A 20,529-nucleotide genomic window follows, 5' to 3' on the forward strand; every position below is an offset into this window, starting at 1 on the left:
CCCTCAGCCGTTGTCATTCACCGGTGAAAGCTCAGACCTGGCCGGCCTTCTCCAGCGCGGTGCAGCAGGTCTCGACGATGAGGCGGGTCACGACGTACGGGTCGACGTTCGCGTTCGGACGCCGGTCCTCGATGTAGCCCTTCTGCTCGACCTCGACCTGCCACGGGATGCGCACCGAGGCGCCGCGGTCGGAGACGCCGTAGCTGTACTCGTTCCACGGGGCGGTCTCGTGCAGACCGGTCAGGCGCTCGTCGATGCCCGCGCCGTAGTTCTTGACGTGGTCGAGCGGCTTGCTGCCCTCACCGAGGGACTCGCAGGCGGTGATGATCGCCTCGTAGCCCTCGCGCATGGCCTTGGTGGAGAAGTTGGTGTGCGCGCCCGCGCCGTTCCAGTCGCCCTTGACCGGCTTCGGGTCGAGGGTGGCGGAGACGTTGAAGTCCTCGGCGGTGCGGTACAGCAGCCAGCGCGCGATCCACAGCTGGTCGGAGACCTCCAGCGGCGAGACCGGGCCGACCTGGAACTCCCACTGGCCGGGCATGACCTCGGCGTTGATGCCGGAGATCGCCAGACCCGCGGTGAGACAGTTCTCCAGGTGCTTCTCGACGATGTCGCGGCCGAAGATCTCGTCGGAGCCGACACCGCAGTAGTAGCCGCCCTGCGCGGCGGGGAAGCCGGCGACGGGGAAGCCGAGCGGCCGGGCGCCGTCGAAGAAGGTGTACTCCTGCTCGATGCCGAAGATCGGCTCCTGGCCGGCGAACTGCTCGGCGATCGGGGTGAGCAGCGCACGGGTGTTGCTCTCGTGCGGCGTCATGTCGGTGTTGAGCACCTCGCACATGACCAGGACGTCAGCGCCGCCGCGGATCGGGTCCGGGCAGGAGAACACCGGCTTGAGCACGCGGTCCGATGCGTGACCCACGGCCTGGTTGGTGCTGGATCCGTCGAAGCCCCAGGTCGGGAGCTCGGCGCCGTCGGCCAGGATCCTCGTCTTGGAGCGAAGCTTGGCGGTCGGCGAGGTGCCGTCGATCCAGATGTACTCAGCCTTGTAGGTCACGGGGCGCCATCCTTAACAAGCCACTGTCTTCGCGGGTGCAGTAGTGCACTGAAACGAGGGGTGTCGGCCGAGCGCCGTTGATCGAGCCGGTGGCAGCATGGCAAGAACGTTTTTCCCGGCTGTGTCCCTTGTGTTAACCCCGTGTGAACGCACCCGTGCGACCTGCGCCCAGACCGAGCAGAAGCGCCGCCAGATGTCCGGCGTCGGTGAACGTCCGCCCCTCCCGCACCAGGGGTCGCACGACGAGACCCAGCACACCGGCCGCGGCCACCGCCCGTGCGGCGCGGTGCGGGAGCGAGACGGCGGCGGCCCCGAGCACCGCGTTCAGGCCGTAGCTGGCTCCGACGTCCACCGCCGAACGCGTCTCCTTCGAGGCGTCCGTCGCGCGGAGCCCGCCGTATACCAACAGGCTCGCCCCGAGGTGGCCGACCGCGAACACCGCGGCCGTGCGGCGCGACCCCCAGACGGCCTCGGCCCCGCCCAGAACGCCGAGCAGTATCGCCCCGTACGCCGGATCGAGCGGCCGTTCCACGAGAAAAGCACTGGTCAGGAGGGTGTGCCAGCGACCGGCCCGCAGATTGTCGACATTGGTGGAGTGCGCGCGCAGCACCGCCTCACGGTCCGCCTCCGGCAACGGCCGCAGCGCGTACGCCCCGGACTGCACGGCGGCCACATAGGCCGACGCCGCCCAGGGCGCCCTGCGGGCGGGCGACCGGGTGCCGGGGCGGCCTCCAGAGGTTCTGGGGCGGCGTCCGAGGAGATCAATGGCGGGCATCGCCCCATCATCGCTGAGTAGGCTGCCGACATGCCGCACATAGCCGTGGACTACTCCGCCACCCTCACCGACACCTTCGACCGCCAGGGCTTCGCACAGGCCCTGCACCCGCTGGTCGCCAAGATCGCGGACGCGCAGGTGTCCGGCTGCAAGACCCGCTTCCGCCCGCTGGACGAGATCGTCATCTCGGACGGCGGGACCGACGAGGCGATGATCCACATCCAGGTCGCGCTGCTGGACGGCCGCACCCCCGGGACCAAGCTGGAGCTGAGCACCGCGGTGCTCGCGCTCGTCCGCGAGCACACCGCCGCGACGCACGGCCTGACCGTCCACAGCTCCGTCGAGATCCGTGACCTCGACCGCGCCAGCTACCAGCAGCACTCCTCATGACGTTCCGCGTCGGACTGCTGGGCACCGGCCCCTGGGCGGAGATCGCCCACGCGCCCGCCCTGAGCGCCCACCCCGGGGTCGAGTTCACCGGCGTATGGGGCCGCAGGCCCGCGGCCGCGGCTGACCTGGCGGCGCGCTTCGACACCCGCGCCTATGACGACGTGGACGCCCTGATCGCGGACGTGGACGCCGTCGCGATCGCGCTGCCCCCCGACGTCCAGGCCCCGCTGGCCGCCCGCGCCGCCGCGGCCGGCCGCCATCTGCTGCTCGACAAGCCGCTCGCGGCGACCGTCGGCGAGGCCCGCGCGGTCGTCGAGGCCGCCGAGGCGTCCGGCGTCGCGTCCGTCGTCTTCTTCACCGTCCGCTTCGACCGGACGACGGGGGAGTGGGTCGACGAACAGGCCGCCGCGGGCGGCTGGTTCACCGGCCGCGCCGACTGGCTCGGCTCGGTCTTCGCCGGCGGCGACAGCCCGTTCGCGGCCTCCCCGTGGCGCCGCGAGAAGGGCGCGCTGTGGGACGTCGGACCGCATGCGCTGTCCGTACTCCTGCCGGTGTTCGGCGATGTCACCGATGTCGCGGCCGTCAGCGGCAGCGGCGACACCGTCCATGTGGCGCTGCGCCACGCGAGCGGGGCGGCCAGCACGGCCACCCTCAGCCTGACCGCGCCGGAACCGGCCGCCGGAGTCAGCGTCGAGCTGCGCGGTGAGCGCGGCGTGCGCACCCTCCCCGAACTCGGCGAGGGCCCGGTGGAGGCGCTGCGGAACGCCATCGACGCCCTGATCACCGCCGCCCGCACCGGACAACCCCACCCCTGCGACGCGCGCTTCGCGCTGCGCGTCACCGAGACGCTCGCCTCGGTGGAGGAAGCGCTCGACAAGCGCTGACGGAGCGGAGGCCGGGCGGGTTGCAACAGGCAACCCGCCCGGCCGACGCCCCTCCGGGCCTAGCCCTCCGCCGCCCGCGTGTCTATCGTCGAAGACATGGCTGCGGACTGGTGGTCGATCGAGATCCTCAACGCCAGGACCTCCGCCGCACAGTGGCGCGACGCCCATGCGGAGTCGCTCATTGAATCGGCGGTCACCAACGGCGCGTTGAGCTGGGAGTGGCATGCCCACTCCTGGGGCGTCGTGCTCGAGGTCCGCTTCCGCGAGGAATGGCAGTGGGAGTCCTGGCGGCAGCTGCCCGGCACACTGGCCGCGCTCGACGCCGCACCCGACCCGGTCAACGGCCTCCTGGTGCACCGCGGACACGGCGGTGCGTCCGGCGACCGCTCCCCGCGCCGGCCCCGCATCACCCCGAGCGCCGGATCCGTCGTCCTGCCGGAACCCGAGGCCGCCGACTTCGCCCCGGAGCCGCTGCACAACACCGCGCAGCCCGCCGGCGGACTGTTCACGGCGGCGTCATCCCGGTCCTAGGCGCTGCCAGAAACGGCCTAGTGCTTCTTCAGTCCGTCCCAGCCCCACTGCGGCACCGGACCCGGGTTGCCCGGTTCGACGCCCGGCTGCGAGACCGACCGCGCGATCCGCGTCCCCCACTCGATGTACTCGGCGAAGCGCTGCTGCAGCAGCGCTTCGTCGGGCAGTTCCTTCGCGGCCGTGGCGATCATCAACTCGGCCCAGCGGGCGCGCTGTTCCTCCGTGATGGACAGCCCCAGGTGGTTGCGGATCAGCCCGGGGTGGCCGCCCAGCTCGGCGGTGTAGCCGGCCGGGCCGCCGAAGACCTCGGACATCCACACCGCGACATGCTCGACATGCGTCGGGGTGAAGTGCGCGAAGACCGGCGCGAGCAGCGGATCGGCGCGGACCACCACGTAGAAGGACTCGGTCAGCCGGCGCAGGCCGTCGATACCGCCCAGCGCCTCGTAGAAACCGCCGCGCTCCGCGCCCCCGTTCGTGCCGCCGGACGCGGCCGCCCCGGCGCTCATGCCCGGTCCCCGGAGACCACGGAGGTGCGCTCGTAGTGCTTCATCTCCTCGATGTCGCCGATGTACGGGCGGATCGCGGCCAGGAACTGCGGGAACTGCGGTCCACCGCGAAAGCCCTGCTCATGGGCCTCCACCGAGGTCCACTCGATCCGCAGGACGTAGCGGTCGGACTCCTCGACGCCGTGCGAGAGCTCGTAGCCCAGACACTGCGGCGCGAGGTCCAGCTGCTCGGCGGCGGTCGTGTACGCCTTCTCGAATGCGGGACGGCGTTCGGGGTCGGTGATGCGGTAGCGGATGTATTCGACGGTCATCGGGCATCCTTCTTCGCTCAGGATCGGGGACCCCGCGACGGGATCTCGGCGGGATCTTCGGCCAGGATCACTCTCCGGGCCCCGGAAACCACGGTCTTTCGCGGTCGGCGGATCAAGCGGATGGCGGGAATCCGCCCTAGGGAGCCCCTGTAGCGCCCCTGTAACGCCGCTATGGCGCCGCCCTAGCGCCGCCCTGGCGCGGGATCGCGGGAAGAAGCCGCGGGCTCCGGGCCTTGTAACCGGGTATGACGGCTATGAAGGCAATCGTTCACACCAGCAGCGGCGGACCGGACGTACTGTCCCTGACCGAGCGGCCGATTCCGGCGCCGGGACCCGGGGAGGTCCGGGTCAGGGTCCATGTCTCGGGCGTCAATCCCACGGACTGGAAGTCGCGCCAGGGCGCGACGGGCGGCCCGGCCGGCGGTACCGAGCAGGTGCCGAACCAGGACGGCGCCGGGGTGATCGACGCGGTGGGCGAGGGCGTCGCGGCCGAGCGCGTCGGGCAGCGGGTGTGGATCTGGGAGGCGGCCTGGCAGCGCAGCGAGGGCACCGCGCAGGAGTACGTGGTGCTCCCGGACCGGCAGGCCGTGTTCCTGCCCGACGAGGCGTCCTTCGACCTCGGTGCGAGCCTCGGCATCCCGGCGCTGACCGCTCACCGCACCCTCACGCTCGCGGACGGCGGCCCCGACCGCCTCGCCCCCGGCTCCCTCGACGGTCGCACCGTGCTGGTCGCGGGCGGCGCGGGCGCGGTCGGCAACGCGGCGATCCAGCTGGCGCGCTGGGCCGGCGCCACGGTGGTGACGACGGTCAGCAGCACCCGGAAGGCCGAACTCGCCCGTGCCGCCGGCGCCCATCACGTCATCGACTACCGCACCCAGGACGCCGCCGCGACGATCCGGCTGCTGGTGCCCGACGGCGTCGACATCATCGTCGAGGTCGCCCCCGCCGTGAACGCCGTCATCGACCACGCCGTCGCCGCGCCGAACGCGGTCATCGCGTTCTACGCCAACAACGGCGGCGACGAGATCACCGTCCCGGTCCGGCAGGCGATGGTGCCCAACCTGCGCTGGCAGGGCGTCCTCGTCTACACCGTCCCCGAGCGCGCGAAGACCGACGCCGTCGCCGACGTGTCGGCCGCCGTCGCGGACGGCGCGCTGCGCGTCGGCGAGGACGCCGGGCTGCCGCTGCACCGCTTCCCGCTGGAGAAGACGGGCGACGCGCATGCGGCCGTCGAGAACAACGCGGTCGGCAAGGTCCTCATCGATGTGGCCGCCGGATGAGCGGCACCGCTCGGGCACGGCTCGGAGCGGCATGACGCAGGAGCCGACGCATGAGCCGATGCAGGAGCCGACCAAGGAGCCGACTCAGTACCCGACTCAGTAGCCGACCGTGATGCGCCGGGCGGGTCCGTCGACCCGGATCCGCCCGCCGTACGGGATGACGACCTGCGGGTCGGTGTGCCCGAGGTCCACGTCGAAGACCGCCATCGTCTCCGGCGCGTACTCCGCCAGCGCCCGCAGGACCGCGGCCCGTTGATCGGCGCGGAAGCGCTCCCGGCCCGCCGTGTCGAGCTGGTCGGGCCGGCCGATGCTCCAGGCCTTGGCCCGTCCCATCAGCAGCGCGGGGAACTGCCGCAGCAGCCCGCGCTCGCCCATGTTCCGCAGGATCCGGTAGACCTCCACCGCCGGCGGCATCTCCTCCGACGTCTCCAGGAAGAGCACCTGGCCCCGGTGGCTCCCGGCCGGCGCCGTCTCCCGTCCCGCCATCAGCAGCCACGACAGGATCTCCACGTTCCCGCCCCAGCTCGTGCCGTCCACGACGCGTTCCGGCCGGTGCCAGGTCCAGCCCTCGCAGGGCGTCATCCGCGGCGCCTCGTCGAAGGTCGCCGGATCGGCCCAGTCCCCGTTGACCTCGTTGAACTCACCGACCGGCGCCAGCTCGTACTCGCCCGAGGTGAACAGGGCGGCCCGCAGCGAGTCCGCCGTCACCGGGTGCATCGCCCCGGGCCGCCCGAACTCCACCATCACCGAGCCGCCGTGGTAGCCGACGATGCCGAGCCCGTACAGGTGGTGCAGCAGGCAGGTGTTGTCGCTCCAGCCGAAGAACGGCTTGGGGTTGGCGCGGATCAACTCGTCGTCCAGGTACGGCAGTACGGTGATCTGGTCGTCGCCGCCGATGCTCGCGATCACGGCCTTGATGTCCGGATCGGCGAACGCGGCATGCAGATCGGCGGCCCGCTCCCGCGCGGTGGAGCCCATCCTCCGGGTCGCCGGATACTCCACGACCCGCAGGCCGAACTCCTTCTCCAGCCGGTTCAGGCCGAGTTCGAACGGCAGCGGCAGCAGGCCCGGCAGGCCGGACGACGGGGAGAGCACCGCGACGCGGTCGCCGGGACGTGGTTTCGCGGGGCACCGGGGGCTGGTCATCGGCCGAGCGTAGTAGCGGCGGCCCGGGACGGTCGAGGCGTTTCCGGGGCGGCGCGGACCACCGTGGCACCTCTCCCGTTCCCCGCGCGCCGCCGTCCGACGGCGACGCCCAGCAGCACGACGAGCGCCCCCGCCGGCTGGTTCCACGTCATGCCCTCGCCCAGCAGCACCGCCCCGGCCACCACCGCGACCAGCGGCATCAGATACGTGACGGTGGACGCGGCCACGGCTCCCGCGCGGCGGATGATGCGGTAGTTGAGCAGATACGCCACCCCGGTGCCGAGCACGCCGAGCAGCAGCAGGGCGACGACGGCGGACGGCGTCCAGCCGTCGGGGCCGGCGGCCGGCAGCCCGCCGGAGACGAGCGGCGCCAGGACGGCGGCCTCCACCGTCGCCACCACGACCTGGGCGGCGGAGAGCGAAACGGTGGACTCGGGGCGCCCGGCCAGGAACCGCTGCGCGTACGGGAAGCCCACCGCGTAGCAGCCGGCCGCCGCGAGGCAGGCCAGCTGGCCCGCCAGGTCCGAGCCGTCGGCGCCGCGCCACACCCCGAGGACCACCAGGACGCCCGCGAAGCCGATCGGCATCCCGAGCAGCCGGCGCGCTCCCGGCCGCTCCCCGGGCAGGACCACGGTCACCACCAGCATCGTCAGCAGCGGTGTCGCGGCGTTGAAGATCCCGGCGACGACCGAGGAGACCCGCTGCTCGCCCCAGGCGAACAGGGTGAACGGCGCGACGTTCACCAGCGCCCCGGTCACCGCCAGATGCCCCCACACGCCGGCGCCGCGCGGCAGCCGGCCGCCGGTGGCCCGCAGCCACACCAGCAGCGTCACCGCGCCGACGACCAGCCGCACCAGCGTCACGTAGGCGGGCGGCAGGACGCCCACGCCCACCTTCATCAGCAGGAAGCTGCTGCCCCAGATCACCGAGAGCAGCACGAGCGCGTCCCACCAGCGCTCGCGGGCCTTTTCGCCGCGCGTTTTCATGAAGTCCATGCCGGAAAAGTAGGGGCGGGACGTTTTGGCGGGTGCCGAAGTGTCGCGGGGCGATGATGGGCGGCATGACCGGTCCGCGCACACCCACCACCCTGGCCGCCCTGGCGGCGCTGCTCGCCGACGAGACCCGCGCCTCCGTCTGTCTGGCGCTGCTCGACCGCCGCGCCTGGACGTCCGGCGAACTGGCCCGGCACTGCGGGGTCGCGCCGTCGACCATCAGCGAGCACCTCACCCGGCTCGTCGACGGCGGCCTGCTGGTCCAGGAGCGGCAGGGCCGACACCGTTACGTCCGGCTCGCCGACCCCGACACCGCCCGCATGATCGAGGACCTGGCGGCCCACGTCACCCCGCAGAAGGCGCCGGCCGGCGGCGGGCTGCGCGCCCATTCGGCGAGCCAGGCCCTGGCCAGGGGCCGCACCTGCTACGACCATCTGGCCGGCCGGCTCGGGGTCGCGATCACCGACGCGATGACCGGGCGCGGCCTGCTGAGCCAGGACGCCGGCTTCTCCCTCACCGGGCCGGGACTGGCCTGGCTCACCGGCCTCGGCGCCGACCTGTCCGGGTACGACAGCCCCGCCCCGCCCTCCCGCCGGCCGCTGGCCCGGCCCTGCCTGGACTGGACGGAACGCCGCCCCCACCTGGCCGGCACGGCCGGCGCCGAGCTGTGCCGCCTGGTCCTCGACCGGGGCTGGGCCACCCGGATCGGCACCCGCCGGGCCGTCCGCGTCACCCCGCTGGGCCTGGACGAACTGCACCGGACGCTGGACATCGAGCCGGACCTGCTGGAGGTCGCGTGACCACCGGCACACCTCCGCGCCGGGCCCGCGGCACGAGGCTGTCGGACAATGGAGCTGGATCATCGCGATCGGTGCCCCGATTCATGGACCGATCCGTGCCCCGATTCATGTTCCGATCCGCGCCCCGATCCGCCACCGCCCCCGACCGCCGCAGGGAGAGACTTGTCCGCCGTCCGCACCGCGCTCGCCCTGCTGGGGACGGGCGCCGCCGTGCTGATGACCGGGTGCTCCGCGACGAATGACGCCGAGAGCGCCGGGCCGACGCCGGTCGCGTCCGCCCCCGCCAAGCTGTGGCCGAACCGGCCGCCGGCCACGGAGCCGCCCGGGGACTCGGGAAACGAACGGCCCGTTCCGGTGCCCGGCATACCCAAGGTGACCTCAGGGGACATCAGGAGCGTGGACCCGGTCGCCGTGATCCAGGCCGAGATGGCCGCCGCTCCTGACGCACTCTCCGGCGCGGACGCGCTCGACGAGGAGACCGCGGCGAAGGCCGCCGCCTGCGAGGCGGGCGCCGCCGGGCGCACCGGATGCCCGATCCGCAGCCCCGAGTACTACGACCTGACGGGCGACGGCAAGACCGACGCCGTCCTCGGTGTCGACATGGTCGACGGCTTCCTCGCACTGCGCTGCTACACGCTCCACAACGGTGTGCTCACCCGCATCCTCGCCACCGTGACGAAGCCGATGTCCGTCCAGGTGGCCGGCGGGGACCTCATCGTGCAGGAGCCCACCCCCTCCGAGGGGTACGAGCAGCGCACGGTCTACGCCTGGGACCCGCAGACGCGCGCCATGGCCATCCAGAGCGACGACTACCGGCGCGCCACTCCGCCCGGCCACGGCCGCCGTGACCACGCGCCGGACAGCGGCGACACCGACTCCTCGTGGAAGCGGTCCCGATGACGCTGCGCGGACGCCTGACGAGGCCGCGCGAACGCCCCATGAGGCCGCGCGGACGCCGGACGCGGCTGCGCGGGCGACTGCCGGCCTGGACGGCGACCCTCTACTGGAAGGCAGCCGTCTTCATCACCGCGATGTGCTGTGTCGTCGCGGTGGTCCTCGGCACGCTCGTGCACGTCATGGTCACCCGGCAGACCGTCCACCAGGCCCGCACCGCCGCCCTGAGCAGGCTCGACACCGCCACCCAGGCGTACATAGCGGGCGACCCGCTGCGCCGCGGCACGGCGCTGAACCCGCCCGACCTTCCCGACCGGCTCCGGGACCTCGCGCTGCGCGGCCAGCGCGGCACCATGTTCGGCGACGTCGACGGCCGCCGCACGATGTGGGCGGCGGGTCCGGCCGGCGGGAAGGCGCTGGCGGTACCGCTGGACTACACGCGCAGCGCGGAGAGCATCCGCGGTCTTGACCGGGCGATCATCCTGTCGTCCGCCCTCGCCATCGGCGGCACCCTGCTGATCGGGATCTTCGCCGTCTCGCGGGTGACCCGCCGGCTGCACCGGACCGCGGCCGTCGCCCGCCGGATCAGCGCGGGCGACCTCGACGCCCGGGTGGCCGACCCCCGCACCGCCGGTCCCACCAACGCCCAGGACGAGGTCGCCGCCGTCTCCGCGGCCCTGGACGCGATGGCCGCCTCGCTCCAGCTCCGGCTGCAGAGCGAGCAGCGCTTCACCGCCGACGTGGCCCATGAACTGCGCACCCCGCTCGCCGGTCTGCACGCCTCGGCCGAACTGCTGCCGCCCGGCCGGCCCACCGAACTGGTCCAGGACCGGGTCCAGGCGCTGCGCCGGCTCACCGAGGACCTGCTGGAGATCTCCCGGCTCGACTCCCGTACCGAGAAGGTCGAACCGGACGCCCACTACCTGGGGCTGCTCGCCGAACGCGCCGTCGCCGCCTCGGGGCCGGCCGCCGAGGTCCGTGTCGTCCGCGACATCTGCCTCATCACCGACCAGCGCCGGCTGGAACGGGTCCTCGGCAACCTGATCGGCAACGCCCACCGGCACGGCCGTCCTCCGGTGGTGATCACCGTCGACGGCCCCGTCATCACCGTCCGGGACCACGGCGACGGCTACCCCGGCTACCTGATCGACCACGGCCCGCAGCGCTTCCGTACCGAGCCCACCAGCAACGGCAACAAGGGCCACGGCCTGGGACTGACGATCGCCGTCGGGCAGGCCCGCACCATCGGGGCCGAGCTGCGCTTCGCCAACGCGCCCGACGGCGGCGCCGTCTCCACCCTCACCCTCCCCACCCCGGAGGAGATCGCGGACCCCGGGGACGATGCGGGGGCGGGCACGGGCGCGGGCCCGCTGTCCTGACGCCACCAAGTGCGGAGGTCCCGCCCGGTCGGATCCTCATCCCGCCCGGTCGTGTTTCCATCCCGTCCCGGCGGCCTCATCCCATCGGGGCGGCCTCATCCCACATCGTGCCGGTCTCAGCCCGTCCCGGCGGCCTCCGCCGGGCTCAGCCGGGCGCCGCGGGACTCCCGGGCCAGGTAGCCGGCCATGCCGAGCGACGCGATACCGGCGAGCGAGATGGCGGCCCCCACGGACACCACTTCGGCGGCCGCCCCGAAGACCGCGGGCCCCACTCCCTGCACGGTCATCATGCCGGAGCTGAGCAGCCCGAACGCCTGCCCGCGGCTGGCCTCCGGGAGCGCGTCGAGGAACGAGCGCTGGAGCCCCAGGCTGTACGCGAACCCGGTACCGGTGACCAGCAGCAGGACCGCGCAGACCGGCCACGGCGGACCGAAGGCGAAGCCGGCCAGCGGCAGCCCGATGACCGCGACCAGCACGGCGACCAGACGTTCCCGGGTCGCTGGCAGCACGAAGCGGCCGACGACCAGATTGCCGACGAGCATGCCGACCGGCAGGCACGCCAGCAGGAACCCGGCGGTTCCGTCCGGGAATCCGCGCCGCCCCGCGAACGGGACGACGAGGCTCTCGGCGCTGGCCGCGAAGGCGGACGGCAGCCACTGCGCGAGCAGCAGCTTCCGCACCCGGCGGTTCGCGAACAGCGCCCGGTTGCCCGACCAGCTGTGCCGCACCAGGGAGCCGGACCCGGACCCCTTGTCGGGGGCCGGCAGGTCGGGCAGCCGCAGCCGTACGGCCACCGACGCGACGAGGTACGCGGCCGCGCTCAGCAGCAGCGCGTGCCGCGAGCCCAGGAACGTCACGGCGATCCCGCCGCCCGCGAGCCCGAGCAACTGGGCGCCGGACGACGACATGCTGGACAGCGACCGCCCCAGAACGTACGCGTCGCCGGTCAGCGTGTCGGCGACGAGGCGGTTGGACGCGCCCTGGAAGACCGGCGTCAGGAAGGCCACGACGGCGACGAGCAGCAGGATGAACGCCACCGGGAGATGGGCGAGCGCCATCGCGACGGCGGCGGCGAACTCCAGCAGATAGCCCGCGGCGATCAGCCGTCGCGGCCGGACCCGGTCGGCGAGCGAGCCGAGCAGCATCGAGCCGGCGAGCTGCGGGAGGAAACCGATGCCGAACGTCAGGGCGCCCATGAGCGGTGAGCCGGTGGTCGCGAAGATCAGCACCGAGAGGGTCAGGATCCGCAGGGAGTCGGCGGTGATCGTCACCGTCCTGGTGACGAAGAGCAGCCGGAAGCGCTGGTCCGCGAGCACTTCCCGATAGGTGGTGCGCCGGGGCGGGGCAGGGGTGAACGTCATACGGGCAGCCTGTTCCCGGCGCCCCCGCCAGGGCGATTCTTACGTCACAGGACGTAAGCCCGACGGCCGCCGGACGTAGGCTCGTGGCATGCGGCGATTCGAGTTCGGTACCGACGACCTGCTGCGCAGCAGGTTCGCGCTGTCGCCGGCCTTCGAGCTGTGCAACCTCCTGCGGTATCTGGAGGGCCGGTCGCGGCAGCGGCTGCCGGCCGCCTGGTCGGCCCGGCTGATGCCGGCCTTCCAGCGGCTGCGCCGCGACACCGACATCGACGCGGTGCTCGCGCTCCACACCCGCACCTTCGGCGCCAATTTCGTCGCGCTGCCGCCCCGCGGCCTCGCCCAGACCTGGGACGACGACCTCGCCGCGATCCGCGCCACGAGCCTGTCCCAGGCCCACGAGGAGGCCGAACTCTGCCTCGCCGCGCGTCCGTCCCGCGATCCGCGCGTGCTGGCGACGCTGCGCGGCGACGCGGTCGTCGAGCGGGTCGCCGACGCCCTGGACCAGGCCTGGCACGGTCTGCTGGCCCGTGACTGGCCGCAGCTGCGGGCCATCTGCGAGCGCGACGTCGTCCACCGGGTCGGCCGGCTCGGCCGGTCGGGCTGGGCGGCCGCCCTCGACGGCCTGCACCCCGACGTGCGCTGGCGCGACGGCGGCATCGACATCCTGCGGACGTCGTCGTCATCGGCCAGCGTCACCACCCTCGCGGGGGAGGGGCTGCTGCTCATCCCGTCGGTCTTCGTCTGGCCCCACTTGGCCACCTACGTCGACGACCCCTGGCCCAAGGCGATCATCTACCCCGCCCGGGGCACGGCCGCGCTGTGGGAGACGCCCGACTCCGTCGAACCGGACGCCCTCGCCGGACTCCTCGGCCGTTCACGTTCCCGGTTGCTGTCCGCCCTGGACCAGCCCGCGAGCACCACGCAGCTCGCCCAGAGCCTGCGCCTCGCCCCCGGCGCGGTCGGCGACCACCTGACCGTCCTCCGCAAGGCCGGCCTCCTGCACCGCGCCCGCTCCGGCCGCTCCGTCCTCTACTACCGCACCCCGCTGGGCGACGCCCTCGCCGCGGGCACCGACCAGGGCCTGTTGTCGGACGGGGCCTGACGCCCGGGGAAACGGCGGGGGGCGGCTCGCGACTGATCTGAACCGGTCGGTAACAGAGCGAGAAAGGTGCTGCAGCTACCTAGCGGTAACCACGTGGGGCGTGTCACATTCCTCGCGCCACCGGCCGGCGGCCCACCCTCACCCAGAGCCTCCTGACCCCACGGTGCGGGAGGCCGTCCGCAGGAGTTCCGCCGTGCCTGAACGCTGTCACAGAACCAGCAGAACAAAGCGACTGCTCGCCGCGGTCCTCGCCCTACCCCTCGTCGCCGCGGGCCTGCTGGCCGTCGCGGCCCCCGCTCAGGCCGCCACCGGCCCGGTCGTGAGGGTGTCGATGGGCGACAGCTACATCTCCGGAGAGGCCGGTCGCTGGAAGGGCAACAGCGACACCACCGGCGGCAGCCGCGACGGCACGGACCGCGCCTGGACCGGCAGCGGCTACGACCCCACCACGGTCTACGGCAGCACCTACGCGAGCGGGTGCGACCGCTCGGACTCCGCCGAGATCAACAGCCTGGCCGGAGCGGTCAACCTCGCCTGCTCCGGCGCCACCACGGCCAACGTCTTCCGGGCGGGCAACGGCGGCCAGTCCCTCAAGGGCGAGGCGCCACAGGCCGACCAGCTGGCCTCGGTCGCCGCGAACAACACCGTCAAGCTGATCACCCTCTCGATCGGCGGCAACGACCTCGGCTTCTCGGACGTCATCTCGACCTGCGTCAAGGACTACCTGATCTGGTACTCCTACTGCCACACCAGCCAGCAGAGCGTCATCGACTCCAGGATGAGCGCGGCCATGGCGGGCGTCGGCAAGTCGATCGACGAGATCCGCGCCGTGATGACCGCCGACGGCTACGCGCCGGGCGACTACCGGATCGTGCTGCAGTCCTACCCGTCCCCGATCCCGCGCAGCACCGAGATGCGCTACCCGGAGAGCGGCTGGAGCCGTTCCAGCACCGGCGGCTGCCCGTTCTGGAACGGCGACGCCGACTGGGCCCGCGACTCGATGGTCCCGCAGATCTCCAACGCGCTCGCCGGCGTCGCGGCCACCAAGGGCGTGCAGTTCATGGACCTGCGCGACATGCTGCAGGGCCGCGAGGTCTGCGCCAAGACGTCCAGCCTCGCCACCCCGGGCACGGCACCGTCCGCCACCACCAGCGAGTGGGCACGCTTCGTCGACGCCGGCCTGAGCAGCTCCCAGGGCACCGTCCAGGAGTCGATGCACCCGAACTACTACGGCGAACTCGCCCTCGGCAGCTGCCTGACCCTGCTGAACACCCACCCCACCGGCAACTACTCCTGCCGCAACACGGCAGGCCGGGACTCCGGAGGGATGTACCTGACCACCAAGTGACCCACCGTCTCTAGCGGATGGCGCGCCACGCACCGAGCCCTGGTGCTCTCCGTGAGGAGAGCACCAGGGCTCGGTCAATGCTGCTGACTCCGAGGATCGCGCCGGGTGGGCGGACCGGACCGGTTAGAGGTCGAAGTACAGCTGGGAATCGTCTCTGACCTGCGCGGACGCTGTGCGTGGGGGCTACCGGTGCACTGTGGGTGCACGAGCGGGGCCCCGGAGGTCGGGGGACAGTGGGCGGCACCGGCGGTTGCTTCGGGAACTGCGCTGTAGCGGTCCCTGGCAACAGCTCGCCGCCTAACTGGCCGAATAGGCACCGTTGTCAGCAATTGGTATGTGTCGTCACACTCCGGCCATGGTCTACAGATGCCGTGCGCAAACGGACGACGGGACGCTCTGTAAGAACCGGGTGACTGTTCCTGACACGCGCTGCCACCACCACCGGGGGCGGCCGGCGGGGCGTGTGGCGACCCCCGCAAGGCGTGCGGCGAAGAGAGCTCCTGCACCGCTTCGCGCGCCTCACCCCGTCGCTGCGCGGCGACCCAGTCCGCCTAGTAGCAGCGTGGGCCGTACGCCGAGCCCTCCCTCTGCTCTACAGCTGGAGCGCGTTCAACTGCAGGCGGTAGCCGGCTTCTGTGCGGATGCGTTGGAGGGCGGGGGTGCTGCCGCGATCGCCGACCGCGCGGCGACATACGTCTCGGACGAGACGTGGAAGACGCTGGTGAGAAGGCACCGTAGAAGGGGCTGTGACGACCTTGCACAGCTGGCCCGCGACATTCTCAAGGGCAAGGATCAGCTGCACGATGTGGTCGCTCGATCGGCCGGTGGGCTGCTCGGCTTCCTGGGACGGCCGCGGATCGAGCGGATCTTCGCTCAGGAACTGGCACGGAGAATCCCGCTGCCCTTCGACGCGGAGCTCTCAGCTGCCGCGCGTGGTCTGCAGATCGCAGGCATCTACGTATGCCTTACCGGCAATCGGGATCTCGCCGACTGTGCGTGCTTACGAGATGTCTTCAAGACCGAGGGCAAGGAGCGCATCGCGCAACTCATGCAGGGTGCGGTCGAAGACTGGCGGGAGTTGCCTGTGAGAGTGCGGGGCGTCGGGTCGGGCGGGCGGCCGTAATGTCGTCGACCGGTAAAGATCAGGCTGGCAAGATCAGCACGATGCATGCGGAGCCAGGTCCGTGCGCCCTCACCTTTCCCCCGAGCCCTGGACCTGTCCTTGCCCTACGCACCTCGGAGACAAGCAGCTGACACCGACCGAAGCCATCAGCCAGATCCGCATCTGTGCGGCTGATCGCGCGTACAGCCACCTCCAAATCGGCGCTCCGGATTACATCCAGGCCGCGCTGGACGCTCTTCTTACGGGGGTCGACTCCCCATCCCTCTGCCTCTTGGCCGGGCTGGGGCGCAACGAACACAGCGAGGCCGCTGACCTCTTCGACAGCATGTTGGAGGAGCTCCGACTGCTGCCGCTGACAGCGGAACGATTGACCGAGGCGCGTTGGGACATGGCGCGTTGGTGGGCCGGTCAGATCATTGAGGGAAAGCTCGATCCGGTTCTGGGCGCCCGCCTGATCTTCGAGGACGCGGGGTGCGAGCTCGGCCAACCCACTGAACTCGCGCCCTTCGGCCGAGTTGTGCTGGCCCTGCTGGACGATGCCGATGGTCGGAATGTTGCCAGCCAAGAGGAGCTGGACGAGATTACCGAGGCAGCCCGACGCTTGCTCGCGTAAGCCCCGCACGGCTTCTGGAGGGCACCGGAGACGCAGCCTCGCAGCCATGCCCCGCTACGCGGTCAACCGGTACCTCTGCCCGATGGCCTTGCGTGCCTTCGATACGGCGCCCGCGACGCGGTGCACGTACCTGCGCAGAGTGAAGGCCGGGTCTTCATGGCCGAGCAGATCGGCGAGCGTGTAGACATCCACGCCGGCATTGATGGCTTCGGACGCGAAGAGGTGCCGGAGGGCGTGCATCATCTTGTCCCGGCACTTTTCCCACTTCCGGCCCTTGCCCACGGGCTTGTCGTTGATCGCGTCTATGACCCCGATCGCCTCAAGCGCCGCCTTCCAGAGGTAGTTGAAGTAGTTGCCGTTGAGCGGCTTGCGCTCGCGCGTGGTGAACATCAGCCGCACGGTGACGGGCGGCCCGCCCTTCGTCATCCAAGGCAGCGTGACGGCGACCGCCGGGAACCTCCGTATGTGCTCGGCGAGGATGATGGCCAGCTCGTCGGTGACGGGTACGTGTCGGTCCTTGAGATCGTCGTCGTCCCCACCCTTCAGCGGAGCGAAGACGAGGGCGCCGTGGTCGTGGGTGATCTGCCGACGGATGTGGACGGTCTTCTCGACGCAGAGCCAGTCCACGTCGTCGGGGCTGAAGCCGAAGATCTCGCCCTGGCGCATGCCGAGACCGCGACCGCAGTCGACGACCGCCTGGTATCGCTCCAGCAGGTGCTTCTGCAGCAGGTCCGTCTGCTCCCACGTGAGGGGAACGTCCTTCGCGGCCTTCTTGGACCGCCGCGGTTTGACGCGCTTGACCGACCCCGTCTCGCAGGGGTTCTTGGGGATCATCTCGTCGTCCACGGCCATGGCAAGGATGGACGCCAGGTGCGTGAAGATGAGGCCGACCGTCGTCTCGTCCAGAACCTCAAGCCGTCGCTTGATCCAGGTCTGGATGGTGGACGCCTTGATCTGGTTCAGCTTGAGCTTCCCCAACGGCCCGATGATGTGGTTGCGGACGCGGGACTCGTACTGCGCGTAGGTGCGCGGGTTCGGCAGTGACTGGTTCTCCAGCCACTGCTCGGCAACCGTCTTGAGGAGCGTCTCGCCCTTCTTCGGGGCGATGTACGTCCCGTCATCGACGGAGCCCATCATCTGCGTCAGACGCTGACGGGCGTCCTCCTGTCGAACGAAGCTCTCGCTCTGCTGCTCCCCATCCGGGTCGCGCCACCGCGCCAGCCAGCGCTTGCCGCGCCCGTGTTCCCTGGACGGCACCTTGCCGTGCGCCTTGCAGCGCTCGTCGTTCAGGCCGGGTCGCTTCAGGTGCCAGCGGTCGTACGGCTCGGCCATGGATGAGAAGCCCCTTCGGGTTGCCGGTGGAGGTGGCCGCGCCCGTCCGCAGGCGTTCGAGGTCGCGTGCGGATCTGACTCCGATCGGTCCGGAATCGATGGGTCGGTTGGCCGTGAAGGAGATTTGTAGCATCGATTTCCGGTTCGGAGAAATGGTGCCGCCGAAGATATGGATGAGAAGCCCCTTCGGGTTGCCGGTGGAGGTGGCCGCGCCCGTCCGCAGGCGTTCGAGGTCGCGTGCGGATCTGACTCCGATCGGTCCGGAATCGATGGGTCGGTTGGCCGTGAAGGAGATTTGTAGCATCGATTTCCGGTTCGGAGAAATGGTGCCGCCGAAGATGTTGTTTCGTGCTGCCCAGTCCAGAATCTTGAGCCGATCTGCGCGAGCGGATAAGGGCATCCACTGCGCGGCCGGGGACATCTGATATACGCGTGGGTGGCGGCGCCATCCATGCGGATCATTCGGGCACATCGCTACAAGTAAACAGGGATCATCCGGGCGGCTGGGCCAACCTGCCAGCCGTGAGGGGGGCCAGTAGCCCTCAGCCCGGATGGTCTCCTGACCAGTGCGGACGGTGGATCGAGAGTCGGCGGGAGTCGGGGGAGTGGAGCGGGGCAAAGCGGAGCACCCACGCCTGCCCCGCCCCTTCGAAGGGGCGGGGCACCGTACCTCGCTATTCGCCTCTGAACCAGATTTTTCGCCCCACGAGAATCAGCGGGTTCCGCCCGTCTGGAGTTCGCTCACCGACGCCCATGAGCGCTATTTGGCGCGGCCGTGATTTCCCACCACAATGCCGCTGGATGGAACGCGATCGATGTGGCTACGTTGGTCGCGATCACCGGATCCGAATCACGATGGAGAACCCCATGCCGCCAATTCACCGCACCGCCTCGAACGGGGAGCGACGCCCCCTGGCCACGCCGGAGGAACTGTCCGCCTACCTGGGCGTGCCGCTCGCGACCCTCTACGCCTGGAACCACCGGAGGGTCGGCCCGAAGGCCACCAAGGTAGGCCGGCACTTGCGCTACCGCTGGCAGGAGGTGGAGGTATGGCTGGACGCCCAGTCCATAGAGCGCGCGGCCTGAGCCCGCGCCCCGAACGCAATACGGCCCTCGGCGCTGTGAACGCCGAGGGCCGTGCGAAGTCCCCAGAACCGAGATTCAAACGATCAACCGTGGTCAACGGGCCTGGCAGCCCAGGAGACCAGGGGAGGAGCTTCACCATGCACCCTACGACCCCACCCGCCCAGAGCGCATCCCCCAAGATCCTCTGGCCGCCGGTGGCGATCCCCGGTCTGCCCGGCATGCACCGGTCCAGTGACCCGGCCACCGACGATGCGCCGGTCACTGACCGGCTGACCGGAATCACTGACCGAGTGACCGGAGGGAGTGACCGGCCGCCGGTCAGTGACCCCGGTCAGCCGACCGGACCGACCGAGGTTCCCGACGCTCCGGTCACCGAGGGCGCGGGACTGCTGGACGAGTTGCGGACAGCCATCACCCGGTACGTGGTCATGCCCAGCCAGGAGGCCCTGAACGCGACGACCTTGTGGGTGGCGGCCACCCACCTCCAGCCCGCGTGGCAGCACGCTCCGCGCCTGGCGGTGGTCGGCCCGGTCAAGCGGTGCGGCAAGTCCCGCCTTCTGGACGTCCTGCACGACACCGTCCACGCCCCCTTCATCACGATCAACTCCACTCCGGCGGCGATCTTCCGATCGATCACCAAGGAGCCGCCCACCCTGCTGGTTGACGAGGCAGACACCCTGTTCGGCAACGTCAAGGTGGCGGAGAAGAATGAGGAGATGCGCGGCCTGCTCAACGCCGGTCACCAGCGCAACCGCCCCACCACCCGGGTGTCCGGCCCAGAGCACAAGCCGACCAAGTTCCTGACCTTCGCCATGGCGGCCCTGGCCGGGATCGGCGACCTCCCCGACACGATCATGGATCGCGCGGTCGTCGTCCGGATGCGCCGTCGAGCAGTGCACGAAAAGGTCCAGCCCTTCCGCTCCCGCCGGGACATCCCCGTCCTCAACGACCTCCGTGACCGGATCGCCGCATGGACCGCAACCCTGGTCGAGACCGCCGCCGAAATGGAGCCGCCGCTGCCGGTCGAGGATCGTGCGGCGGACACCTGGGAGCCCCTGGTGATCGTCGCCGACCTCGCCGGAGGCCACTGGCCCGCCACTGCCCGCGCCGCCTGCCGGACGATGACCGACCACGAGGCCGGACAGGACGAGGAGAACGGCCTCAAGAGCCGCATCCTCGCCGACATCCGCACCGCGTTCGCCGGCTTCGGCAACCCCCACGCCCTTGGCACCGCCGACCTGCTCTGCCGCCTGCGCGCCGACGCCGAAGCCCCCTGGGCCGAGTACGGCAACGGGGGACTGAGCCCACGAGGGCTGCAGGTCCTGCTGAAGGACTACGGCATTAACTCCTGCACCGTCCGCTTCCGGGACGGCCAGCGCAAGGGCTTCTACCGCGCCCAGTTCGTCGACGCCTGGACGCGCTACTGCCCCGAGCCCACCACGCCCGGTCCCACCAGCCCGTAACCCGGCACGACCCGTACCACCCGTCCCTGCGCAGGTCAGCGCGGGGACGGGTCGTTTCCCCGAAGAGAGTCAACCCGTACCAGCCACCTGCCGTCGGCACCCCCATGCCTCACGGCCGGAGCACGTTGGGACGAGTCGACCCGTACCAGCGAGACCACT

The 20,529-nt window shown here is 71.3% G+C and carries 21 protein-coding genes; 13 read left to right on the forward strand and 8 right to left on the reverse strand.

Translation table 11 applies throughout. From position 1 onward, the window contains the following. Window positions 1–31: 31 nt before the first annotated feature. Together glnII and LNW73_RS23940 are read right to left on the reverse strand one after the other, a co-directional pair. Window positions 32–1,051, reverse strand: a complete 1,020-nt coding sequence (glnII, locus tag LNW73_RS23935) for a glutamine synthetase (RefSeq protein WP_138353743.1) — start codon at window positions 1,049–1,051, stop codon at window positions 32–34. A gap of 133 nt (window positions 1,052–1,184) precedes the next feature. Further along, window positions 1,185–1,826, reverse strand: coding sequence for a rhomboid-like protein (locus LNW73_RS23940; protein ID WP_250991324.1), 642 nt, complete (start codon window positions 1,824–1,826; stop codon window positions 1,185–1,187). Between the two features lie 30 nt (window positions 1,827–1,856). Between LNW73_RS23940 and LNW73_RS23945 the strand changes: the two genes are divergently transcribed. From LNW73_RS23945 to LNW73_RS23955, 3 genes are all read left to right on the forward strand, one after another. Next, window positions 1,857–2,216: a 5-carboxymethyl-2-hydroxymuconate Delta-isomerase gene (locus LNW73_RS23945; RefSeq protein ID WP_250991325.1), complete on the forward strand. Its 360-nt coding sequence runs from the start codon at window positions 1,857–1,859 to the stop codon at window positions 2,214–2,216. After that, complete coding sequence (locus LNW73_RS23950) at window positions 2,213–3,100, forward strand: Gfo/Idh/MocA family protein (RefSeq protein WP_250991326.1); 888 nt, start codon at window positions 2,213–2,215, stop codon at window positions 3,098–3,100. The genes LNW73_RS23945 and LNW73_RS23950 overlap by 4 nt, the downstream gene beginning before the upstream one ends. Before the next feature lie 96 nt (window positions 3,101–3,196). Further along, window positions 3,197–3,631 (forward strand): hypothetical protein, encoded by a 435-nt coding sequence (locus LNW73_RS23955; RefSeq protein ID WP_250991327.1) that lies wholly within the window; start codon window positions 3,197–3,199, stop codon window positions 3,629–3,631. A gap of 17 nt (window positions 3,632–3,648) precedes the next feature. Here LNW73_RS23955 and LNW73_RS23960 read toward each other — a convergent pair whose 3' ends face one another. Beyond that, the gene (locus LNW73_RS23960) at window positions 3,649–4,140 is read right to left on the reverse strand and encodes a group II truncated hemoglobin (RefSeq protein WP_250991328.1); all 492 of its coding nucleotides are present in this window, start codon (window positions 4,138–4,140) and stop codon (window positions 3,649–3,651) included. Beyond that, a complete protein-coding gene (locus LNW73_RS23965; RefSeq protein WP_250991329.1) occupies window positions 4,137–4,451 on the reverse strand; it encodes an antibiotic biosynthesis monooxygenase family protein in 315 nt (104 codons plus the stop codon). Before LNW73_RS23965 ends, LNW73_RS23960 begins: the two co-directional genes overlap by 4 nt. 254 nt (window positions 4,452–4,705) lie before the next feature. Here LNW73_RS23965 and LNW73_RS23970 point away from each other — a divergent pair, with 254 nt between their 5' ends. Continuing rightward, entirely contained in the window at window positions 4,706–5,731 is a 1,026-nt protein-coding gene (locus tag LNW73_RS23970) for an NADPH:quinone reductase (RefSeq protein WP_250991330.1), read from the forward strand. A 96-nt stretch (window positions 5,732–5,827) separates the two neighbouring features. On the opposite strand, the gene LNW73_RS23975 is transcribed toward LNW73_RS23970, so the two are convergent. Then, the gene (locus LNW73_RS23975; protein WP_250991331.1) at window positions 5,828–6,877 is read right to left on the reverse strand and encodes a S66 family peptidase; all 1,050 of its coding nucleotides are present in this window, start codon (window positions 6,875–6,877) and stop codon (window positions 5,828–5,830) included. Next, window positions 6,874–7,872, reverse strand: a complete 999-nt coding sequence (locus tag LNW73_RS23980) for a DMT family transporter (protein ID WP_250991332.1) — start codon at window positions 7,870–7,872, stop codon at window positions 6,874–6,876. Before LNW73_RS23980 ends, LNW73_RS23975 begins: the two co-directional genes overlap by 4 nt. A 65-nt stretch (window positions 7,873–7,937) precedes the next feature. Between LNW73_RS23980 and LNW73_RS23985 the strand changes: the two genes are divergently transcribed. From LNW73_RS23985 to LNW73_RS23995, 3 genes are all read left to right on the forward strand, one after another. Then, complete coding sequence (locus tag LNW73_RS23985) at window positions 7,938–8,669, forward strand: ArsR/SmtB family transcription factor (protein WP_250991333.1); 732 nt, start codon at window positions 7,938–7,940, stop codon at window positions 8,667–8,669. Window positions 8,670–8,831: 162 nt separating this feature from the next. After that, window positions 8,832–9,569 (forward strand): hypothetical protein, encoded by a 738-nt coding sequence (locus LNW73_RS23990; protein ID WP_250991334.1) that lies wholly within the window; start codon window positions 8,832–8,834, stop codon window positions 9,567–9,569. 38 nt (window positions 9,570–9,607) lie between these two features. Further along, window positions 9,608–10,942, forward strand: a complete 1,335-nt coding sequence (locus LNW73_RS23995; protein ID WP_250991335.1) for an ATP-binding protein — start codon at window positions 9,608–9,610, stop codon at window positions 10,940–10,942. A gap of 116 nt (window positions 10,943–11,058) precedes the next feature. On the opposite strand, the gene LNW73_RS24000 is transcribed toward LNW73_RS23995, so the two are convergent. Beyond that, entirely contained in the window at window positions 11,059–12,303 is a 1,245-nt protein-coding gene (locus LNW73_RS24000; protein ID WP_250991336.1) for an MFS transporter, read from the reverse strand. 88 nt (window positions 12,304–12,391) lie between these two features. On the opposite strand from LNW73_RS24000, the gene LNW73_RS24005 reads away from it, so the two are divergent. From LNW73_RS24005 to LNW73_RS24020, 4 genes are all read left to right on the forward strand, one after another. Beyond that, window positions 12,392–13,405, forward strand: coding sequence for a DUF5937 family protein (locus tag LNW73_RS24005; protein ID WP_250991337.1), 1,014 nt, complete (start codon window positions 12,392–12,394; stop codon window positions 13,403–13,405). Between the two features lie 193 nt (window positions 13,406–13,598). Next, window positions 13,599–14,753: a GDSL-type esterase/lipase family protein gene (locus LNW73_RS24010; protein WP_250991338.1), complete on the forward strand. Its 1,155-nt coding sequence runs from the start codon at window positions 13,599–13,601 to the stop codon at window positions 14,751–14,753. Window positions 14,754–15,315: 562 nt separating this feature from the next. Then, window positions 15,316–15,876, forward strand: coding sequence for a hypothetical protein (locus tag LNW73_RS24015; RefSeq protein WP_250991339.1), 561 nt, complete (start codon window positions 15,316–15,318; stop codon window positions 15,874–15,876). A gap of 61 nt (window positions 15,877–15,937) precedes the next feature. Then, a complete protein-coding gene (locus tag LNW73_RS24020) occupies window positions 15,938–16,489 on the forward strand; it encodes a hypothetical protein (RefSeq protein WP_250991340.1) in 552 nt (183 codons plus the stop codon). 54 nt (window positions 16,490–16,543) lie between these two features. Here the strand turns inward: LNW73_RS24020 and LNW73_RS24025 are convergent, their stop codons facing one another. Then, the gene (locus LNW73_RS24025; protein ID WP_250991341.1) at window positions 16,544–17,821 is read right to left on the reverse strand and encodes a tyrosine-type recombinase/integrase; all 1,278 of its coding nucleotides are present in this window, start codon (window positions 17,819–17,821) and stop codon (window positions 16,544–16,546) included. Between the two features lie 867 nt (window positions 17,822–18,688). Here LNW73_RS24025 and LNW73_RS24030 point away from each other — a divergent pair. Next, on the forward strand, window positions 18,689–18,907 hold the full coding sequence (locus LNW73_RS24030) for a helix-turn-helix transcriptional regulator (RefSeq protein ID WP_239070712.1): 219 nt from the start codon (window positions 18,689–18,691) through the stop codon (window positions 18,905–18,907). A 137-nt stretch (window positions 18,908–19,044) separates the two neighbouring features. Further along, window positions 19,045–20,370, forward strand: a complete 1,326-nt coding sequence (locus LNW73_RS24035) for a DUF3631 domain-containing protein (protein ID WP_250991342.1) — start codon at window positions 19,045–19,047, stop codon at window positions 20,368–20,370. Window positions 20,371–20,529: the final 159 nt, after the last annotated feature.

The sequence above is a fragment of the Streptomyces sp. RKAG337 genome, assembly GCF_023701715.1.
Classification (GTDB): domain Bacteria; phylum Actinomycetota; class Actinomycetes; order Streptomycetales; family Streptomycetaceae; genus Actinacidiphila.

Bases quoted from the DNA above. Each gene is read 5' to 3' on its own strand.
- LNW73_RS23940 (WP_250991324.1), bottom strand. From the start codon at position 1,826: ATGCCCGCCATTGATCTCCTCGGACGCCGCCCCAGAACCTCTGGAGGC.
- LNW73_RS23945 (WP_250991325.1), top strand. From the start codon at position 1,857: ATGCCGCACATAGCCGTGGACTACTCCGCCACCCTCACCGACACCTTC.
- LNW73_RS23950 (WP_250991326.1), top strand. From the start codon at position 2,213: ATGACGTTCCGCGTCGGACTGCTGGGCACCGGCCCCTGGGCGGAGATC.
- LNW73_RS23955 (WP_250991327.1), top strand. From the start codon at position 3,197: ATGGCTGCGGACTGGTGGTCGATCGAGATCCTCAACGCCAGGACCTCC.
- LNW73_RS23960 (WP_250991328.1), bottom strand. From the start codon at position 4,140: ATGAGCGCCGGGGCGGCCGCGTCCGGCGGCACGAACGGGGGCGCGGAG.
- LNW73_RS23965 (WP_250991329.1), bottom strand. From the start codon at position 4,451: ATGACCGTCGAATACATCCGCTACCGCATCACCGACCCCGAACGCCGT.
- LNW73_RS23970 (WP_250991330.1), top strand. From the start codon at position 4,706: ATGAAGGCAATCGTTCACACCAGCAGCGGCGGACCGGACGTACTGTCC.
- LNW73_RS23975 (WP_250991331.1), bottom strand. From the start codon at position 6,877: ATGACCAGCCCCCGGTGCCCCGCGAAACCACGTCCCGGCGACCGCGTC.
- LNW73_RS23980 (WP_250991332.1), bottom strand. From the start codon at position 7,872: ATGGACTTCATGAAAACGCGCGGCGAAAAGGCCCGCGAGCGCTGGTGG.
- LNW73_RS23985 (WP_250991333.1), top strand. From the start codon at position 7,938: ATGACCGGTCCGCGCACACCCACCACCCTGGCCGCCCTGGCGGCGCTG.
- LNW73_RS23995 (WP_250991335.1), top strand. From the start codon at position 9,608: ATGAGGCCGCGCGGACGCCGGACGCGGCTGCGCGGGCGACTGCCGGCC.
- LNW73_RS24000 (WP_250991336.1), bottom strand. From the start codon at position 12,303: ATGACGTTCACCCCTGCCCCGCCCCGGCGCACCACCTATCGGGAAGTG.
- LNW73_RS24005 (WP_250991337.1), top strand. From the start codon at position 12,392: ATGCGGCGATTCGAGTTCGGTACCGACGACCTGCTGCGCAGCAGGTTC.
- LNW73_RS24025 (WP_250991341.1), bottom strand. From the start codon at position 17,821: ATGGCCGAGCCGTACGACCGCTGGCACCTGAAGCGACCCGGCCTGAAC.
- LNW73_RS24030 (WP_239070712.1), top strand. From the start codon at position 18,689: ATGCCGCCAATTCACCGCACCGCCTCGAACGGGGAGCGACGCCCCCTG.
- LNW73_RS24035 (WP_250991342.1), top strand. From the start codon at position 19,045: ATGCACCCTACGACCCCACCCGCCCAGAGCGCATCCCCCAAGATCCTC.